The sequence below is a fragment of the Bartonella florencae genome (assembly GCF_000312525.1).
GTDB lineage: Bacteria > Pseudomonadota > Alphaproteobacteria > Rhizobiales > Rhizobiaceae > Bartonella > Bartonella florencae.
Map to the genome: position 1 here is coordinate 494,843 of NZ_HE997452.1, position 16,317 is coordinate 511,159.

20 protein-coding genes and 2 pseudogenes are annotated in these 16,317 nt (G+C 41.3%); 16 read left to right on the forward strand and 6 right to left on the reverse strand.

Translation table 11 applies throughout. From position 1 onward, the window contains the following. Positions 1–437 precede the first annotated feature (437 nt). The 4 genes and pseudogenes from BN202_RS04900 to BN202_RS10430 form a co-directional block, all read right to left on the reverse strand. Positions 438–842, reverse strand: a complete 405-nt coding sequence (locus tag BN202_RS04900) for a hypothetical protein (protein ID WP_019219453.1) — start codon at positions 840–842, stop codon at positions 438–440. Positions 843–1,171: 329 nt separating this feature from the next. Next, positions 1,172–1,539, reverse strand: a pseudogene (locus tag BN202_RS04905) (helix-turn-helix domain-containing protein). 227 nt (positions 1,540–1,766) lie between these two features. Further along, positions 1,767–1,853 (reverse strand): hypothetical protein, encoded by an 87-nt coding sequence (locus BN202_RS10495; protein ID WP_341871763.1) that lies wholly within the window; start codon positions 1,851–1,853, stop codon positions 1,767–1,769. A gap of 29 nt (positions 1,854–1,882) precedes the next feature. Next, positions 1,883–2,116, reverse strand: a complete 234-nt coding sequence (locus BN202_RS10430; RefSeq protein WP_341871764.1) for a TIR domain-containing protein — start codon at positions 2,114–2,116, stop codon at positions 1,883–1,885. Between BN202_RS10430 and BN202_RS10295 the strand changes: the two genes are divergently transcribed. Then, entirely contained in the window at positions 2,096–2,257 is a 162-nt protein-coding gene (locus BN202_RS10295; RefSeq protein ID WP_019219455.1) for a hypothetical protein, read from the forward strand. The genes BN202_RS10430 and BN202_RS10295 overlap by 21 nt on opposite strands. 443 nt (positions 2,258–2,700) lie before the next feature. Here the strand turns inward: BN202_RS10295 and BN202_RS04910 are convergent, their stop codons facing one another. Then, on the reverse strand, positions 2,701–3,354 hold the full coding sequence (locus BN202_RS04910) for a thiamine phosphate synthase (protein WP_019219456.1): 654 nt from the start codon (positions 3,352–3,354) through the stop codon (positions 2,701–2,703). Positions 3,355–3,469: 115 nt separating this feature from the next. Here BN202_RS04910 and BN202_RS04915 point away from each other — a divergent pair, with 115 nt between their 5' ends. The 12 genes from BN202_RS04915 to tolB all read left to right on the forward strand — a co-directional run bounded on the left by BN202_RS04915 (position 3,470) and on the right by tolB (position 13,064). Further along, entirely contained in the window at positions 3,470–4,612 is a 1,143-nt protein-coding gene (locus BN202_RS04915) for an OpgC family protein (RefSeq protein WP_034987464.1), read from the forward strand. 197 nt (positions 4,613–4,809) lie between these two features. Then, positions 4,810–5,328 carry a DUF1465 family protein gene (locus BN202_RS04920; protein ID WP_019219458.1) on the forward strand — a complete coding sequence of 173 codons (519 nt, stop codon included), beginning with the start codon at positions 4,810–4,812 and terminating at the stop codon, positions 5,326–5,328. A gap of 181 nt (positions 5,329–5,509) precedes the next feature. Next, a complete protein-coding gene (ruvC, locus tag BN202_RS04925; protein WP_019219459.1) occupies positions 5,510–6,019 on the forward strand; it encodes a crossover junction endodeoxyribonuclease RuvC in 510 nt (169 codons plus the stop codon). Positions 6,020–6,068: 49 nt separating this feature from the next. Further along, entirely contained in the window at positions 6,069–6,191 is a 123-nt protein-coding gene (locus tag BN202_RS10435) for a hypothetical protein (protein WP_019219460.1), read from the forward strand. A gap of 27 nt (positions 6,192–6,218) precedes the next feature. Next, positions 6,219–6,836 (forward strand): Holliday junction branch migration protein RuvA, encoded by a 618-nt coding sequence (gene ruvA, locus BN202_RS04930; RefSeq protein ID WP_019219461.1) that lies wholly within the window; start codon positions 6,219–6,221, stop codon positions 6,834–6,836. 13 nt (positions 6,837–6,849) lie between these two features. Continuing rightward, positions 6,850–7,941 carry a Holliday junction branch migration DNA helicase RuvB gene (gene ruvB, locus BN202_RS04935; protein WP_019219462.1) on the forward strand — a complete coding sequence of 364 codons (1,092 nt, stop codon included), beginning with the start codon at positions 6,850–6,852 and terminating at the stop codon, positions 7,939–7,941. A gap of 217 nt (positions 7,942–8,158) precedes the next feature. Then, positions 8,159–8,599, forward strand: a complete 441-nt coding sequence (gene ybgC, locus BN202_RS04940) for a tol-pal system-associated acyl-CoA thioesterase (protein WP_019219463.1) — start codon at positions 8,159–8,161, stop codon at positions 8,597–8,599. Positions 8,600–8,753: 154 nt separating this feature from the next. Beyond that, on the forward strand, positions 8,754–9,467 hold the full coding sequence (gene tolQ, locus BN202_RS04945) for a protein TolQ (RefSeq protein WP_019219464.1): 714 nt from the start codon (positions 8,754–8,756) through the stop codon (positions 9,465–9,467). 11 nt (positions 9,468–9,478) lie between these two features. Continuing rightward, positions 9,479–9,928 carry a protein TolR gene (gene tolR, locus BN202_RS04950; protein ID WP_019219465.1) on the forward strand — a complete coding sequence of 150 codons (450 nt, stop codon included), beginning with the start codon at positions 9,479–9,481 and terminating at the stop codon, positions 9,926–9,928. A gap of 77 nt (positions 9,929–10,005) precedes the next feature. Then, positions 10,006–11,448, forward strand: coding sequence for a cell envelope biogenesis protein TolA (locus BN202_RS04955; protein WP_341871761.1), 1,443 nt, complete (start codon positions 10,006–10,008; stop codon positions 11,446–11,448). Beyond that, the gene (locus tag BN202_RS10500; RefSeq protein WP_341871762.1) at positions 11,427–11,684 is read left to right on the forward strand and encodes a hypothetical protein; all 258 of its coding nucleotides are present in this window, start codon (positions 11,427–11,429) and stop codon (positions 11,682–11,684) included. Before BN202_RS04955 ends, BN202_RS10500 begins: the two co-directional genes overlap by 22 nt. 57 nt (positions 11,685–11,741) lie before the next feature. Beyond that, complete coding sequence (tolB, locus tag BN202_RS04960; protein WP_198005543.1) at positions 11,742–13,064, forward strand: Tol-Pal system beta propeller repeat protein TolB; 1,323 nt, start codon at positions 11,742–11,744, stop codon at positions 13,062–13,064. Between the two features lie 408 nt (positions 13,065–13,472). On the opposite strand, the gene BN202_RS04965 is transcribed toward tolB, so the two are convergent. Then, on the reverse strand, positions 13,473–14,219 hold the full coding sequence (locus BN202_RS04965) for a YebC/PmpR family DNA-binding transcriptional regulator (protein WP_034987328.1): 747 nt from the start codon (positions 14,217–14,219) through the stop codon (positions 13,473–13,475). A gap of 384 nt (positions 14,220–14,603) precedes the next feature. Between BN202_RS04965 and BN202_RS04970 the strand changes: the two genes are divergently transcribed. The 3 genes and pseudogenes from BN202_RS04970 to BN202_RS09930 all read left to right on the forward strand — a co-directional run. Beyond that, the gene (locus BN202_RS04970) at positions 14,604–15,308 is read left to right on the forward strand and encodes a DUF1013 domain-containing protein (RefSeq protein ID WP_019219468.1); all 705 of its coding nucleotides are present in this window, start codon (positions 14,604–14,606) and stop codon (positions 15,306–15,308) included. A 187-nt stretch (positions 15,309–15,495) separates the two neighbouring features. Then, the gene (gene pal, locus BN202_RS04975; protein ID WP_019219469.1) at positions 15,496–15,993 is read left to right on the forward strand and encodes a peptidoglycan-associated lipoprotein Pal; all 498 of its coding nucleotides are present in this window, start codon (positions 15,496–15,498) and stop codon (positions 15,991–15,993) included. Between the two features lie 84 nt (positions 15,994–16,077). After that, positions 16,078–16,317: pseudogene (locus BN202_RS09930) on the forward strand (hypothetical protein); the annotation flags it as partial.

Here is a 16,317-nt window from a genome sequence, read left to right on the forward strand (position 1 = left end):
GCTTAGTCCTCATAGAGGCATGTTCGTTCATTACTCTTGAGAGAGAAGCTCTTCGTCATATGGAGATGATCGGCTCACTTTTGTATTGTTAGCTCCATTTCTTCCAAGAGAGCTCCTTTTAGAATTTCGCTCAGATACGCAGGATTATGCATCTTTTGTTTTTGTTGCTTTTCTCAATGGTTGTCTTGATCATTAGCAAGCTTCAGATCTGTTCCTATAAAGCGAAAAGGAACATGCCAATTTCTATTCACCTATAGAGAATAGTAGCCTTACCTTCAAGAGTATGCCTTTTAAAGGCTAAATGCTCTCCACATTTCAGGTGTAGTAGAGCACTTTTTCAAGCCGTTAAAACGAGGTACAAATCTCTTTGTCTTTCGCAAAAACTTTTAAGTCTTTACGTTTAAAATAGAGAGAATGCCCCTATTTAAAGAGCGGGTTTATTTATTCTGATAAATACGTAGATAATAACTTGGCTCTCCAAGCCAATCATACTGAAGAATAGAACTTATACGTCCATCATCCTTTGGTGTTAGTGAGTAAAACAAAGCCACTCCCATGTCTTTATGCTTTTGGGGTTGATCTGTATAAATCACCTTATATCCAGTTCGCCGCAACAAATCGACAAATAAAGGTGTAAAGTTGTCTGCTGTATTACTTTTCTTTATAAGAATTGTTGTTGTCGCTGGTGGAAAACGTTTTTTGATACCGCTAAGATAATCATTAGCAATGAATTTTGCAGTATTCTTCGTAATACCTTGACCAACATAATTTGATGAATAAATCCCTACAGATGTGCAACCAGCAGCCAACACAAGCGGTGGCAAAAATAGATATTTTAACATTTTCATTCCCCTTTTAATTTTTACCTTCTCTGATGTACTTTCTTTTGGGAAGCTCTCACACAAGATAAGAAAAACCACTTTTCTATAACTGTACTACCGCAGAGTGGTATCTAAGTAAATGTTTATTCATCAATATTTATGCATTGTTTGAAAAATTGCCCTCATCTTTCATGCTACTTAAAGTTTATGTTTAACAGACAAAATAAAATAATGTGTGAGGGGCTTTTCCTGATTGACCCAATAAATTTTTTAAGCGTTGCTTTTGGGGGATGCTTTTCAAGAATGTGTAATGATTGCAAATGCACAGAGCCTGTGGGGCGTGCATGCTGTTAAAAGCTTTCATTTTGCTCACAGAGCAATTGTAAAATTGCTTTGCGTTTTAGCGTGGTGAGGACGCGAAATCCTTTAAGCAGTAGATATTCTTTTCTGCTGGAGATGATTTCATCATGAAGGGCGGGGGCATGTTGTTTTGTGGAAATATCGGCATAAAACAAGGAAATCGGAACATTGAGGATATCGAAAATTTCCATTAAACGCCCTGCACTGACACGGTTTAAGCTTTTTTCATATTTTTGAATTTGTTGAAAGCTTACCCCTAGCGATTGCCCTAATTTTTTTGAGACATTTTTAGCATGTTTCGCCTGAAGCGATTTTTTTTGCCGACAAAAAGATCAATATTAAGATTGTTGGTTTGCATTTCCCCCTTCCGCTGGTTGCGAGAGCCCTCGCATGAGTATTCCCAGAGTCTAAAACTGAACTCAAATCAGCATTTTGCTTTTAGCGCTAGAGAGCACTTGGACATGGCAAAATCTCCCAGAATTTTTGGGATGTACCTTGTTGTTTTGCACATTGCATATCGTTTGCTCAAGAAAATTATAGGCAAACGGTGTGTGTTTAGAGACTAGAGATAAGGGTTATGTAAATTTAATTTAATACATCAGCGAGTTTCTCTCCATCAATAGTAAAACCAGCGGCATTTTTGCGAGAAAGCGCGGTGATTAACATGCCCATTTCGAGAATGACATTTTGTCGTGCACAGGTTATGCCGTTTTTGCACTGGCAGTTTTGAAATAGCCCATATCATCGGGAGTAAGCAGTACAATACCAAATCCTATAGAACTGGTTGGCTTACAGATTTCTTTTTCCAAAGCCTCAATGATCGTTAAACCATTACCGCTAGTATTTTGTAAAAGGTATGGTTCGAGCCAAAACTTCCGAAGAATAAATTCAAGTTGATCTAGGGCAATATGATCATGGACGTGAACGATAAAAATTTTTTAGGGGGGGATTCTGAGACATTAGAAGATGTTTTGGGAATGCTGGAAAGAATTATTTGGGCAGGAGTCGTTGATGTTTCTCCTAAATATGGAGTTAAATCTTCTATGAGCTTTTGTTTTATATTTTTTTTGCCTTGAAAGACAATGTTTCCTGTTTTTTCATACCAATTAATGCTACATCCAGTAGTGGTTTTGATCTCATATGTTCTAGGGGATTTATGTGGTAGAGGTTTGGCTTCTATGCTTTGATATACACATTTGTAAATTATATTTTTAAGTTCTTCGAACGTTCCTCTGTATCCATTTTTATGTCCCCTTCATATCTCTATCATTTGTTGTTGGTATTCATGACCAATATGAACAATGATGAGTTTCCCCAATCATAATGGCTTCTTTGTTATAAAACATTGAACTAGAAAGTTTTTATGGTTCTTCTCTCTCTCTCTTATGTAAAAAAGTGCTTGTTTTTTCATCCCCTTATGTCTGTCATTGTGTGTTCTCTATAGATCATATAGCGGTGTGTGTGGATTTTTATTAATGCTTTATTTATGAATTCTGCCCCCTCTATTACTTTCTCCATATTATAAGGGCGCGCTTGCACATTTTTCGTGCATTTTTTTAAGAAGAGACAAGGGGTTGTCGGTTGCAAAGACGACTTCTTCCACGGCGATAAATTCACAGGCGGTCTTTAGCACCTCATCAAAACTTGCAAAGTCGCTGCCTGCTTGAACAATGGCAGGGATTTCCATGATCTCTGCCCACCAACTTGCCAGTTGCAAATTGCGCGGGTGGGCATGGGGCTTTTTATCAGCGCCGAGTTTGCCAAATAGCAGATAGTCAATACCAGCTTCTCCCGCCACCATGGCACTATGGCGATTGCGAATATTGCCAAAGCCAATGATCTTTTGGTCCTTTTTTTGATTGTATAATTGTTCAAGAGCGTTAAGATCACCCTCTATATGTAAGCCATCGGCTTTAATGCGCCCAACAATGCGGCTGTCACCAGCAATGAGTAGAGCAGCGCCATTGTTTTGAATCTCTTGCGCATAAATTTGCGCTTGTTTTTGTAAAAAAGCTTCATTCTCTTTAGAGTCATAAACAATCACGCATGCAAAAGACTTTGTTTGTAAAATTTGCTGTAAAAAAGGCAGGGTGACAGCACGCCGAACGTCTAATGTTAAAACCAATTGAGGAAAAGAAAGCCGATCAACCGATTTGTTCTCTTGTTTTGTCATGCAAAAATCCTCAATTCTTCAAGAAAGAAATTTGACTCTTATAATTAAAGCTTCATCTTATAAGGGTTTTTTACTAAAATAAATGGCTGTTTTTATGATTTATAGGGCTTTATTTATGGGATTTCAGAGCATCGCTAACCATAATATGCATTCCTCTTATCGTGATACACGTATTGATGTTTTTCGTGCTTTAGCCTTGTTGACGATTTTCATCAACCATATTCCTGGAACGCTCTATGAGTTTATTACCCATAGAAATTTCGGCTTTTCTGATTCAGCAGAAGTGTTTGTTTTGCTTTCAGGAATTTCTCTTGGGCTTATTTTTCATGCGCGTTTACAGCAGAAGTCTTTTCCCTTCATTGTGCGTAAACTTTGGTATAGAGCCTTTCAGCTTTATAGCGCATATCTTTTTACCACCTTTGTTACTTTAAGCCTTTTTTTTACCGCCTTTTTATTATGGAGAACAGAAACACTGTTATCGATGAACAATATAAGGCTCTTTGTTACACAGCCGCTCACAGCATTTTTTAGCACTTTAAGTTTGGGGCACCAATTGGGCTATAATAATATTCTGCCGCTTTATATGGTTTTGATGCTGTTTGCACCTTTTGCCCTTTATTGCAGCTGTAAACATAAAGGATTACTGTTTTTGGGGTCGTTTATGCTCTATCTGATCTGCGGATTTTATGAAATTGCGCCCCCTTCTTATCCCATACAGGGACAGTGGTTTTTAAATCCTTTGTCTTGGCAATTGTTGTTTGTCATAGGGTTGATTTCCACTTTATCTCTCAAACAAGGAAAAACTATCCCTTTTCAGACTTTTTTCGTTGTTTTGGCAGCTTTCTATCTTGTGTTGTCCTTGTTGTGGGTGCGTTTGAATTGGTGGGGCGTTTTGGGCTGGCTTGGCTGGTCTTCTCCGTTGCTGAATTTTAATAAAAGCTTTTTGAGTTTGCCACGCTTGTTCCATATTCTTGCATTGGCAACCGTTATCCTTTGTTTGCCGCGCTTACATAATTGGTTTTATGTCTCCAAGAAAAATCCCTTAGCAATTTTAGGCAAACATAGTCTTCCCGTCTTTGTAACAGGCACTGTTTTCGCTATGTTTGGACAAATTTTAAAAACAGTGATGACAGCAACCTTTTTTTCCGATAGCCTCTTGATCATAAGTGGTATTGCTCTGCAATTTGGTATCGCCTATTATTGGGAAAGGCGTCGAACTGTGCAGCGGCTTTCTTCAAGCAGATCTTTCTGTTCTTAACGCTTATGCTTTTGAGACGTTAACCTTAGTATCAGAAGCGCGTTGCACGAAAGTTTTAAAAGAGGTACTCAGTGTAAAAAAAGCATTCTATACAACGAGATTAAAGAAACTTTTTGAGATCAAGAAACTTTTTAATTGTCATTTCGTTGAATGTCGTAATCTTTATGCTGATATTTGGAGTATTGGAGTATAAAAGCGTGAGCGTACATAAACGTCCCTATGATGAACCCATTATCATGATCGAGCATGATGCTTTTGAAAATGCTTTTAACCGCCTTTATGAAGAAACAATGGCGTTGATTGAAGAAACAGCTCATTATATCGATACAGAAGGCAAATATACTGCCCGTTCTCTCTCAACAGAAATTTCTGCAATCTATGCAAAAGAAGCTATGTATTTAAGTACAAGATTGATGCAAATCGCTTCTCAATTGCTCCTTCTTCGTGCAGAGCGTGAAGGTGAAATGACACCAGAACAAATAAAAAAAGAAATCGCCAAAATATCGCTCCATACACCAACTTTGCAATTAGAAAATCCTCATTGGCAAGAGTTGCCAGAAGTTTTCCGCTACTTTGTTGCGCGTTCTCTTCGTCTGGAAGCGCGTATACAATATATGCGCATCGGCAAGCCAGATGATGATGCTGATGTTTTGGAAGAAGGTAATCCGGTGGGCAAACAAATCGAATTGCTCAATACAGCATTTAAGCGTTCTTAAGAAGTTTTTTGGGAAAATTTGTTGGGAAAATTTGTCTGCCTCTTGGTCATTTCTTTGCTATGTGCGCATTTCTTGAGAGGCACTTTCATCCATTTTTGCTTCCTTTTGCTGGCTGGCGGCTTTGTTCTCTTTGCCTTTTCATCTCTTTTAAAGCACGGAAAAACTCTATAGACTGGAAATTATGGCAGAGACGATTCGTATTATAGGCATTGATCCGGGACTACGGCGTACAGGGTGGGGCGTTATCGATCTCTCCGGTAATCGCTTTCAATTCGTTGCTGCAGGGACGGTTCCTTCTGATGTACGCCGTGACCTTGCTTCCAGATTATGCCAGCTTTACAGTGGACTTTCAGAGATTGTCCATCAATTTATGCCCCATGAAGCCGCTGTGGAACATGTGTTTGTCAATAAAGATGCTACGGCAACTCTCAAACTTGGACAAGCGCGCGCTATCGCTCTGCTGGTTCCTGCACAAGCAAATCTCCCCGTTTTTGAATATGCTCCCAATAAAGTCAAAAAATCGGTTATTGGGGTTGGACACGGCGATAAAGAACAAATTCACATGATGGTAAAAGTTCTACTGCCACGCGCTGAATTTGATAGCAGCGATGCAGCAGATGCTTTGGCACTTGCTTTATGCCACAGTATGCATCGCACCAGTCTTTCTCATCGTTTAAAGGTCATGGCATGAGTGGCACATTACAAAGTCTTTTTCAATACAACTTTGCAAGCTCTCTATTATGATGGTAAAAACTTTGCTGCTATGGGCTGAATTTTATAACCGTGATGGGGTGAATGCTTTGGCACTTGTTCTCTGTCCACGTGTGCATGGTGGGAGCACCAATAAATCTTATTATGTATAAAGGTTGCGATATGATCGGGATTACAGCATGATTGGAAAATTAAAAGGTACCCTTGAACATATCTTTAATGATCATATCCTTGTGGATGTTCATGGGGTGGGCTATGTGGTTTTTGTGTCAAATCGGTTGCATTCTTCTTTACCAGCTGTTGGCGAGCCGTTGAGCCTTTTTATCGAAACCCATGTGCGTGAAGATGCTCTTCGCCTTTTTGGTTTTGCAACAAGAGCTGAACAAGAGTGGTTTTGCATGCTGCAAAATGTTCCTGGGGTCGGTGCTAAGGTGGCTTTGGCAATTTTGGGCACTTTATCGCCAGATGAACTGGCACAAGCAATTGCCCTCAATGATGTTGCCATGATGAGTCGTGCTCCAGGCGTTGGTAAAAAAGTCAGTGAGAGAATTGTCCGCGAACTGAAAAGCAAAGCTTTGCCTTTTAATGAAAATGCACTTCGGAGTCCTGCACTTCCTCCTTTGGAGGTGAGCAATCAACCTACAAATGAAGCACTTTCTGCTTTGCTCAAACTTGGTTTTGAACGAGAACAAGCAGCGCGTGCTCTTGCTTTGGCTATGAACGCTCTTGAAGGGGAAACGGTCTCTTCCGCACTGCTTATTCGCCATAGTCTTAAATTGCTTTCTCCTCCTACTTGAATAAAAGGTTACAATGCATAAAGATGAAGATCAACGCCTTTTGGGTGCCGCTTCCTTGCCGAACGATCCAGATCGTTCCTTAAGACCACAAGTGCTCGATGACTTTATTGGGCAAGAGGCAGCGCGGGCCAATTTAAAAATATTTATTGAAGCTGCTAAAGCACGCCAAGAAGCACTCGATCATGTTTTGTTTGTTGGACCACCCGGTTTAGGAAAAACCACGCTCTCACAAATTATGGCCAAAGAATTAGGGGTTAATTTTCGCTCTACCTCAGGACCGGTTATTGCCAAAGCAGGAGATTTAGCAGCTCTTTTGACCAATTTAGAAGAACGCGATGTGCTTTTTATTGATGAAATTCATCGCTTAAATCCGGCAATTGAAGAAATTCTTTATCCAGCTATGGAGGATTATCAACTGGACCTCATCATTGGGGAGGGACCTGCCGCGCGCTCGGTGAAAATTGATCTTGCAAAATTTACCTTGGTTGCTGCAACCACACGTTTGGGGCTTTTAACCACACCATTGCGGGACCGTTTTGGCATTCCAATCCGTCTCAATTTTTATACTATAGAAGAATTGGAATATATCGTTCAACGCAATGCGCGGCTTTTTTCCGTACAGATTAGTGAGGATGGTGCCCATGAAATTGCCCGCCGAGCACGCGGGACGCCGCGAATTGCCGGACGACTTTTACGGCGGGTGTGCGATTTTGCACTGGTGAGACGGGCAGAAAAAATTGACTGTAAAGTCGCCGATGAAGCACTTTCGCGCCTTGAAGTGGATCATCTTGGTCTCGATCCACTTGATCGTCGCTATTTGTTGCTCATTGCCGAAACTTTTTTAGGCGGACCCGTGGGCATTGAAACCATGGCTGCTGCTCTCTCAGAACCGCGTGATGCTCTTGAAGATATTGTTGAACCCTATCTTCTCCAACAAGGTTTTATACAGCGTACCGCCCGTGGGCGAATGCTGACAGAAAAAGCTTGGAGCCATCTAGCACTTGCTCCTCCTCCTGCTCAGATTGCACCACAAAAACGTGCACAATTGTTTGATGTAAAGGAAAATTCAACTCAGGCAACTTTATGGGATGGGGAAGAGGATTAAAATATCTTCTTTTAAACACAAACCGTAAAATAGCTTCATCTCTTTAAAATGGGGAGATTTATATCTGTAATGAGGAGATGTCTATAAGCAAAGCTCTACAGAAAAAATTTGGGGTAGTGAGAACTTTATGCTGTCACTTCCACTCTTTTACCACAAAGGCGCTGTCAACTGCTCGATAGATAACTTTAGACTTTAAACAATTTTATAGGATGGGCAGATGACTGGAACAAACTCTTCTAAATACAACCATACAAATGGTTTTCATGATTTGCAACTGCGGGTTTATGTGGCCGATACAGATTTTTCTGGGGTGGTGTATCATGCACGCTATCTGGAGTTTTTTGAACGTGGACGTTCAGAGTTTTTACGCAATACAGGTTTTAATAACAAGATGTTGGCATCAGGTGTGGAGGGCGAAAAATTGTTTTTTGTTGTTCGTAACATGGATATCAATTTTTCACGACCAGCACAAATCGATCATCTGTTAACAATTAGAACACGTATCAATCGTGTCCAAGGGGCACGTTTTGTTATGGAGCAATATATTCTCCATGAGGAGAGGGTATTGGTAACAGCAAAAGTGGAAATTGCTCTCATTAATGAAACAGGAAAACCGCGCCGTTTGCCCAAAGGACTTTTTTCAGCAATTGCGCTTTAAAGCTTTAAAATTTGTACTTTCGTTAAAAGAATAATATTGTATGGACGTTTTGGTTAAAGAGAGGATGAAATTATTTTTGTAAATTTAGAAACTATAAAACAATCTGTTTTATTCCATTTAATAAATAAACCTTGTCGTTTAGAGGAACCAAATTATGCCGCAGGTAGAACTCACAAATCCAGAGATAATTGGAATATTGCATTTGTTTATGCAGGCGGGTTTCGTCGTTAAAATTGTGATGATTTTGTTGCTACTGGCCTCTGTATGGAGCTGGGCAATTATTTTTGATAAAATCTTTACCTATCGGAGAATACGGCGTGAAATAAAAAAATTTGAACGCACCTTTTGGTCTGGAAAGGCGCTAGAAGATCTTTACGCAGAATGTAAAAGCCAGCGTACCAATAGTATATCAGCCGTTTTTATGGCTGCTATGGCGGAGTGGAAAAAATCCCTTGAAAAAGGAATTCATACATCAACAAGTTTGCAAAGTAGAATTGATAAAGCAATGGATTTGACCTTGGGGCGGGAGGGCGAAAAAATAGAATCAAAGCTAAGCTTCCTTGCAACCCTTGGATCGGCTGGACCTTTTATCGGTCTTTTCGGTACAGTTGTTGGTATTATGGGGTCGTTCCTTTCTATTTCAGCTTCTCAAAATACTTCGCTGGCAATTGTCGCGCCAGGTATTGCCGAAGCACTTTTGGCAACCGCTATCGGTTTGTTTGCAGCAATTCCTGCCGTTATTGCCTATAACAAATTGATCAATGAAAGTGCACGAATTATTGCACAAATAGAAAATTTTGCCGATGAATTTTCAACAATTGTCTCACGGCGTATTGATGAAACACGTACAGCTAATTCAGCATCATAAGGGGAGTATTTATGGGCGTTTCTGTTGCTTCTTCTGGAAAAAAAACACGCAGACGGCACTATTCGCGCGGTCAATTGATGAGCGAGATTAATGTCACACCCTTTGTGGATGTTATGTTGGTGTTGCTCATTATTTTTATGGTCTCTGCGCCACTTTTGGTTAATGGGGTTCCCCTCGATTTGCCACATAGTCAAGCCGGTCCTGTGCAAACGCAGCAACCTCCACTTACCGTTTCACTCGATGCGCAGGGGCGTTTTGCCATTAATCAAGATTATTACGACACGTCGGAAGCTTTGATTGCACAACTTAAAAGCCAATTCGAAAAAGAGCCTGCACAAAAAAAACAACGTATTTTTGTACGTGCTGCTAAAACTGTTGAATATCAACAGGTGTTAAAGCTGCTTGCTGATATTCAAAAAGCAGGTTTTTCACAAGTTGCTTTAGCAAGTCTTGCACAATAAAGATTGATGATAATCCGTCACATGTTGTATGCAAAACAATAGAGAGTGATTAAAAATAAAAAATGCAAAGCATGGAGATGAACAAAGACTCTTATCATAGCATGAAACGAGGCTTGGCTTTATCCCTTGTCATTCATGTTATTTTTCTTAGCTGGGGGGCTGTTACTTTCATCAATCCCGTCTCTTTACCACAACAATTGGAAGTCATTCCCATTACTCTTGCACCTGTGGATGACGAGCTTTCCTCTCAAAAGGGTGCTGTAGATGCACCTGTGCAGGCAATTCCTGCTGTCAAACCCACTATTAAACCACAGGAAAAAGAAGATGCACGCTATGTTGGAGAAGGAAAAATAGACAGTCTTATGCCTTTTAAAGAAAAAGAAAAACCTCGGCTCATTGAGACAGCATCTTCGCTATCAGAACAGGAGGAAACAAAAACAGAGCCACCTTTAGAGGTGCCAGAGGAGAAAAGGGAGGCAGTGGCGGAGAAGCCGCTAGAGGTGTTAGGGGAGAAAAGGGAGGCAGTGGCGGAGAAGCCGCGAGAGGTGCCAGAGGAGACAAGGGAGGCAGTGGCGGAGAAGCCGCGAGAGGTGCCAGAGGAGACAAGGGAGGCAGTAGCGGAGAAGCCGCGAGAGGTGCCAGAGGAGAAAAGGGAGGCAGTAGCGGAGAAGCCGCTAGAGGTGTCAGAGGAGAAGAGGGAGGCAGTAGCGGAGAAGCCGCGAGAGGTGCCAGAGGAGACAAGGGAGGCAGTAGCGGAGAAGCCGCGAGAGGTGCCAGAGGAGAAAAGGGAGGCAGTAGCGGAGAAGCCGCGAGAGGTGTTAGAGGAGACAAGGGAGGCAGTAGCGGAGAAGCCGCTAGAGGTGTCAGAGGAGAAGAGGGAGGCAGTAGCGGAGAAGCCGCTAGAGGTGTTAGGGGAGAAAAGGGAGGCAGTAGCGGAGAAGCCGCTAGAGGTGTTAGGGGAGAAGAGGGAGGCAGTAGCAGAGAAGCCGCTAGAGGTGCCAGAGGAGAAAAGGGAGGCAGTAGCGGAGAAGCCGCGAGAGGTGTCAGGGGAGAAAAGGGAGGCAGTAGCGGAGAAGCCGCGAGAGAATCCTTTAGAGGTGCGCAAAAATGAAGAAGTGATATCGCCACAAAAATTGGCTCCGATGGTCAACAAAGTGCCTGTAGAGCAAGCAACAAAACATTCGCAGGAACGCCAAATTGTCTTGCCAGAAAAACCTCTGCTGCCACAGTTGAAACCAAAACCTGCCAAAGACACAAAAATACAAATTGCGCAAGCACACAATAAAAAAAATCAACAAATGAATCATAAGACCATTGAAGATATTTTGGCAATGGAAGAAAATAATCTCTTAAATCGTGCACGTACACAAGGAGGAGGAGCAAAACGTTCCAGTACACAAGCAGCTTTGGGGGCAAAAAAAATATTGACGATACCACAAAAATGGCACAAACATTGGTCACTATTGTTGGGGGGTGTATTCAACAAAAGCTTAAACTTGTGGCACTTGGTGGTGATTTAAAGAGCCGTCCGGTTGTACGGTTGCGATTTACTCTCAATCGTGAAGGAATGGTTATGGGAGAGCCGGTCATTGAGCCCTTAAGTGGTGCAGAAAGCCAACAGGCTATTATGATAAGGCAGGTCTATGCAGCCGTTTTTTCATGCCAGCCTTACGGGGATCTGCCACGCGATCAATATGATTTGTGGGGCCAAGGCTTTGATTTTAATGTTGATCCCCTTCAAGAAATAACACGATGAGATGAAAATATATTTTTTCTCAATAGCCCTCAAAATATATAAAGGATACATGCCATGATGATTATGACGAGACATAATTTTTTTTCTTGGTTTATTGTCACTTGCGGTTTGTGGTTTGCGAGTTTTTCATCGGTTCATGCACAACTGAAGGGCACGATTTCTAGTGCTGACTTTAATCCTATTCCCATTGCAATTACTGATTTTATTTCTAATGATTCGATAGGTTTAAAAATAGCCGCTGTTATTACAGCCGATCTTGAACGGTCAGGGCTTTTTTTACCGCTTGATAAGGAAAGCTTTTTTGAAAAAATCTCTAATCCCAATCGGCCACCGTCTTTTGCTCGTTGGCAAAAAATAAAAGCACAAGGTTTGATTACCGGACAAGTGATAAGAGAAACCGATGGGCGATTGAGAGTTGATTTTCGTTTATGGGATGTTTTTGGACAGCGACAACTTAAAGGACGGCGTTTTTATACCGCTACAGAACATTGGAGACGGGTTGCGCATATGATCGCCGATGAGATCTACAGTGAAATGACAGGAGAAAGTGGCTATTTTGATACACGAATTGTTTTTATAGATGAAACAGGTCCTCAAAATGCACGTGTTAAACGCTTAGCAATTATGGATCAAGATGGAGCAAATTTGATCTATATGTCCGATGGTAGTGAATTGATTTTGACCCCTCGCTTTTCACCCATACGGCAAGAAATTACCTATATGGCTTATGAGGATAAGCAAATACCTCATGTTTATTTGCAACAAATTGAAATGGGACAAAGGGAACTGATTGGGACCTTTGAAAATATGACCATTGCGCCGCGTTTTTCCTCTGATGGACAAAAAGTGATCATGAGTTTGTTGCAAAATGACGGAAGTGCAAATCTTTACACTATGGATTTACGAACCCGCACAATGACAAGGCTTACAACAACCTCTGCTATTGATACATCCGCTTCTTATTCGCCTGATGGAACACAAATCGTCTTTTCATCAGATCGCAGTGGAAAGCCACAAATTTATATAATGGATGCAGATGGGAACAATATCCGGCGTATTTCTTCAAATGAGGGAAGCTATTCTACACCTATTTGGTCGCCACGTGGAGATTATATCGCCTTTACAAAGCAATCAGAGGGACAATTCTCTATTGGTGTCATGCACCCTGATGGAAAAGGAGAACGGATTTTAACCACGGGTTTTCACAATGAAGGACCAACTTGGGCGCCAAATGGACGTGTCCTAATGTTTTTTCGCAAAAATCCAGGTATGGGTCCTAAACTTTATACAATCGATATTACGGGACGTAATGAACGTCAATTGCCGACCCCCAATGATGCTTCTGATCCTGCGTGGTCGCCATTGCTCAACAGGCAATAAAGGCGATGCGATCAAGAATAACAAACAATGGGAAAGGGCAGTTGTTCTTATGCATAAGGATCACCTCTACGATTTCGAGAGAGATGGTTTTTTGCTTTATAATTGGTTGAGCGGAAATTGTAGTAAGATTTCTCATTTTCCTTGGTTTTGCCATTGGTGAGATTTGATAAGAGAATTGGGTTTTAAGGGGAGTATTGGGTCTTGGGGCAGAGATGCTTGTGAAAAGATTTCCTAGAGAGTCTTTATGATTTTTGTGGAAAATATTCTAAAATCTCTGTGGAATGCCTTACTTTGTTTAGCGGAGTTTTGTCTTTGTTGGGGAAAAAATGGGAGACGATGGTACTGCTATTTTGGCAGTTGCGTGGCGCTCTCATGGGAAGAGCGCGCGCAGTGATGGTTACTGAAAAATTAACTTGATAATTTTGCTAAAATCTCATCGCTGACGTCGAAGTTGGCATAGACATTTTGCACGTCATCATCTTCTTCTAGTGTCGAAATGAGCCGTAAAACGGATAAAGCTTTTTCTTCATCTATGGGGGCAAGGGTGGTGGCTTTCCAAATCGTTTTAATCGATTCTGCTTCGCCAAGTTTGGCTTCTAGCATTTTAGAAACTTCACCAATATCTTCAAAGGCACAGGTAATGTGATGTCCAGTCTCTTCTGATTGTACATCGTCTGCACCTGCTTCGATGGCGGCATCCATGATGTGGTCTGCTGTCCCTGCTTCTGGTTTATAGACGATTTCACCAATACGGTTAAACATGAAGCTGACAGAGCCTGTTTCACCTAATGCTCCACCGGATTTGGTAAAAGCAGCACGCACATTTGAAGCGGTACGGTTACGGTTATCTGTTAAAGCCTCAACAATGACGGCAACACCCCCTGGTCCATAGCCTTCATAGCGGACTTCATCATAATTTTCGACATCACCCCCTGAAGCTTTCTTAATGGCACGCTCAATATTGTCTTTTGGCATCGATTGTGCTTTGGCATTTTGAACAGCAAGCCTTAAGCGCGGATTCATGGCTGGATCAGGGGCACCTTGTTTGGCTGCAACGGTAATTTCACGTGCAAGTTTAGAAAATATTTTCGAACGCACTGCATCTTGGCGTCCTTTACGGTGCATAATATTTTTAAATTGTGAATGACCTGCCATAGTTTTCTTTCCAGTTTGAGGGCTTTTTCCGGTTGCCGTACCCCTCATTTTAGGGGATGAAACACGTATTTCACTAGAATAAATGTGCCCAAATATCAAGATGAGGTGATCAAATAAGTCCTTTAATAAAAAAATTCACTTTAAAGGTAAAGATATTCTATTTAAAGATCATTAAAAGAGAGATATCTTGTCGTTCAACAAAAAACAGGCTATAAAGGAATATAATTTCATGGCAAAAGTGGTTTGTTTCATCCCTCACTTTAATATAACAGTGGGTGAAGAGAACCTAATGTATAGATATGAATAAAGGCTCCAGTGCTCAAGAGTGGGCAATAACCTGCCTCAAATAAATTAAGAGAGGCGAAGTGAGAGGATAGTATAGAGATGGCAACGCAACTTTTGATGCCAAAAGCCACAGCTGTTTGGCTGGTTGATAACACTGCTCTTTCTTTTGATCAGATTGCAGAGTTTTGTAAATTACATGTGTTAGAAGTGAAAGCTATTGCTGATGGTGAAGCTGCCCATGGTATTAAAGGTCTCAATCCCATTAATTCTGGACAATTGACACGGAGTGAAATCGCTCGTGTGGAAGCTGATAAAAATGCGCGCTTGAAAATTTCTGAGTCAAAGGTGCGCATTCCTGAAAAAAAACGTAAAGGAGCACGCTATATCCCGCTGTCTCGGCGTCAAGATCGCCCAAATGGTATCTTGTGGTTGGTGACCAATCATCCTGAGTTGAAAGATGCACAGATTGCACGATTAATTGGGACAACTAAAGCAACCATTGAACAAATTCGCCTTAGAACCCATTGGAATAGTGCGAATTTGGTGCCTTTGGATCCCGTAGGATTGGGGCTCTGTTCACAAATCGATTTGGATTTTGAACTCCAGCGTGCGGCAAAAAATCGTCCCATTGCTATGGAAGAAGATAGATCTTTGCTTCCTGCGTCAGTCACAGAAAATGCTGATCTTCACGAAGAGCCGCTGGAAGATGATCCTAATAAGAGTTTTGATGCCGATAAAGTTTTTGCAAAACTCAATGCGCTACAAAAAAGCTGTCAGGATGATGATGCAGAAAAAGATACTTAACAATGCTAAAGGCTATTGTTTCTGCGTGCTGAAAGGCTAGGTTATCAAGGCTTAAAAATGAAGGGTAATAATAAAAATGTTAGGAAAAGTTTTTTCTTCGTTAGGAATTTGCAACTATTCTTGAAGCGCTTTTGAAAGAATCTATCTTTTCAATTGTTCTGTTTACTCGTTCAAGGAGAATCAATACATGCGCTCTATCCCAAATATTATCCTTCATCCCTTAGTGATGATCTTGTTGTTCTCATTGTCTTTGGTTGGTTGTGGCAAAAGGCATGGTGCTGGATTGAATAGCGATTATTTAAATCATGCTGGATTTAATCAAGTGGCACCAGGATCGGGACAAGAATTTACTGTGAATGTTGGAGACCGCGTGTTCTTTAGTCTCGATTCTTCTTCTCTTAATTCTGATGCTGAAGCTATTCTTATGCGCCAAGCAGAATGGTTGCTGCGTTATCCTCACTATTCTATTATGATTGAAGGACATGCTGATGAGCGGGGAACACGTGAATATAATTTGGCACTGGGACAACGTCGTGCTGTTGCTGTGCGTGACTATTTGGCGTCTCTTGGTGTGTCTCTACAACGGATTCAAACGATTTCTTATGGGAAAGAAAGACCTGTAGCAGTATGTGATGATATTTCCTGTTGGAATCAAAATCGACGTGCTGTTACAACATTGAAATAACATGAACAATTATTAAAAATGAACTCTTTAGGGGAGGAAAATATGTCGATATGTCTTAAAAAAAATTGGAGAACAGCCTTTTACATGGCCCTTCTTGTAGCCTGTTCTACTTCTTCTGTTCAAAGTGGTGCGCGGTGGTTTGCACAATATACTAAGGATGATACGAATTCTGGTGCGGCAGAGAAGGCCTCTGATGCGGTGAATAAAGCTGCAAATGGTGCGGCAGAGAAGGCTGCTGATGCGGTGAATAAAGCTGCAAATGGTGCAGCGGAGAAGGCTGCTGATGCCGTCAATAAAGCTGCAGGTGGTGCGGCAGAGAAGGCT

Bases quoted from the DNA above. Each gene is read 5' to 3' on its own strand.
- ruvC (WP_019219459.1), top strand. From the start codon at position 5,510: ATGGCAGAGACGATTCGTATTATAGGCATTGATCCGGGACTACGGCGT.
- tolR (WP_019219465.1), top strand. From the start codon at position 9,479: ATGGGCGTTTCTGTTGCTTCTTCTGGAAAAAAAACACGCAGACGGCAC.
- ruvA (WP_019219461.1), top strand. From the start codon at position 6,219: ATGATTGGAAAATTAAAAGGTACCCTTGAACATATCTTTAATGATCAT.
- BN202_RS04915 (WP_034987464.1), top strand. From the start codon at position 3,470: ATGGGATTTCAGAGCATCGCTAACCATAATATGCATTCCTCTTATCGT.
- BN202_RS10495 (WP_341871763.1), bottom strand. From the start codon at position 1,853: ATGGGCATGTTAATCACCGCGCTTTCTCGCAAAAATGCCGCTGGTTTT.
- tolB (WP_198005543.1), top strand. From the start codon at position 11,742: ATGATTATGACGAGACATAATTTTTTTTCTTGGTTTATTGTCACTTGC.
- pal (WP_019219469.1), top strand. From the start codon at position 15,496: ATGCGCTCTATCCCAAATATTATCCTTCATCCCTTAGTGATGATCTTG.
- BN202_RS04910 (WP_019219456.1), bottom strand. From the start codon at position 3,354: ATGACAAAACAAGAGAACAAATCGGTTGATCGGCTTTCTTTTCCTCAA.
- ruvB (WP_019219462.1), top strand. From the start codon at position 6,850: ATGCATAAAGATGAAGATCAACGCCTTTTGGGTGCCGCTTCCTTGCCG.
- BN202_RS10295 (WP_019219455.1), top strand. From the start codon at position 2,096: ATGGACGTGAACGATAAAAATTTTTTAGGGGGGGATTCTGAGACATTA.
- BN202_RS04970 (WP_019219468.1), top strand. From the start codon at position 14,604: ATGGCAACGCAACTTTTGATGCCAAAAGCCACAGCTGTTTGGCTGGTT.
- ybgC (WP_019219463.1), top strand. From the start codon at position 8,159: ATGACTGGAACAAACTCTTCTAAATACAACCATACAAATGGTTTTCAT.
- BN202_RS04965 (WP_034987328.1), bottom strand. From the start codon at position 14,219: ATGGCAGGTCATTCACAATTTAAAAATATTATGCACCGTAAAGGACGC.
- tolQ (WP_019219464.1), top strand. From the start codon at position 8,754: ATGCCGCAGGTAGAACTCACAAATCCAGAGATAATTGGAATATTGCAT.
- BN202_RS04900 (WP_019219453.1), bottom strand. From the start codon at position 842: ATGTTAAAATATCTATTTTTGCCACCGCTTGTGTTGGCTGCTGGTTGC.
- BN202_RS10435 (WP_019219460.1), top strand. From the start codon at position 6,069: ATGATGGTAAAAACTTTGCTGCTATGGGCTGAATTTTATAACCGTGAT.
- BN202_RS04955 (WP_341871761.1), top strand. From the start codon at position 10,006: ATGAACAAAGACTCTTATCATAGCATGAAACGAGGCTTGGCTTTATCC.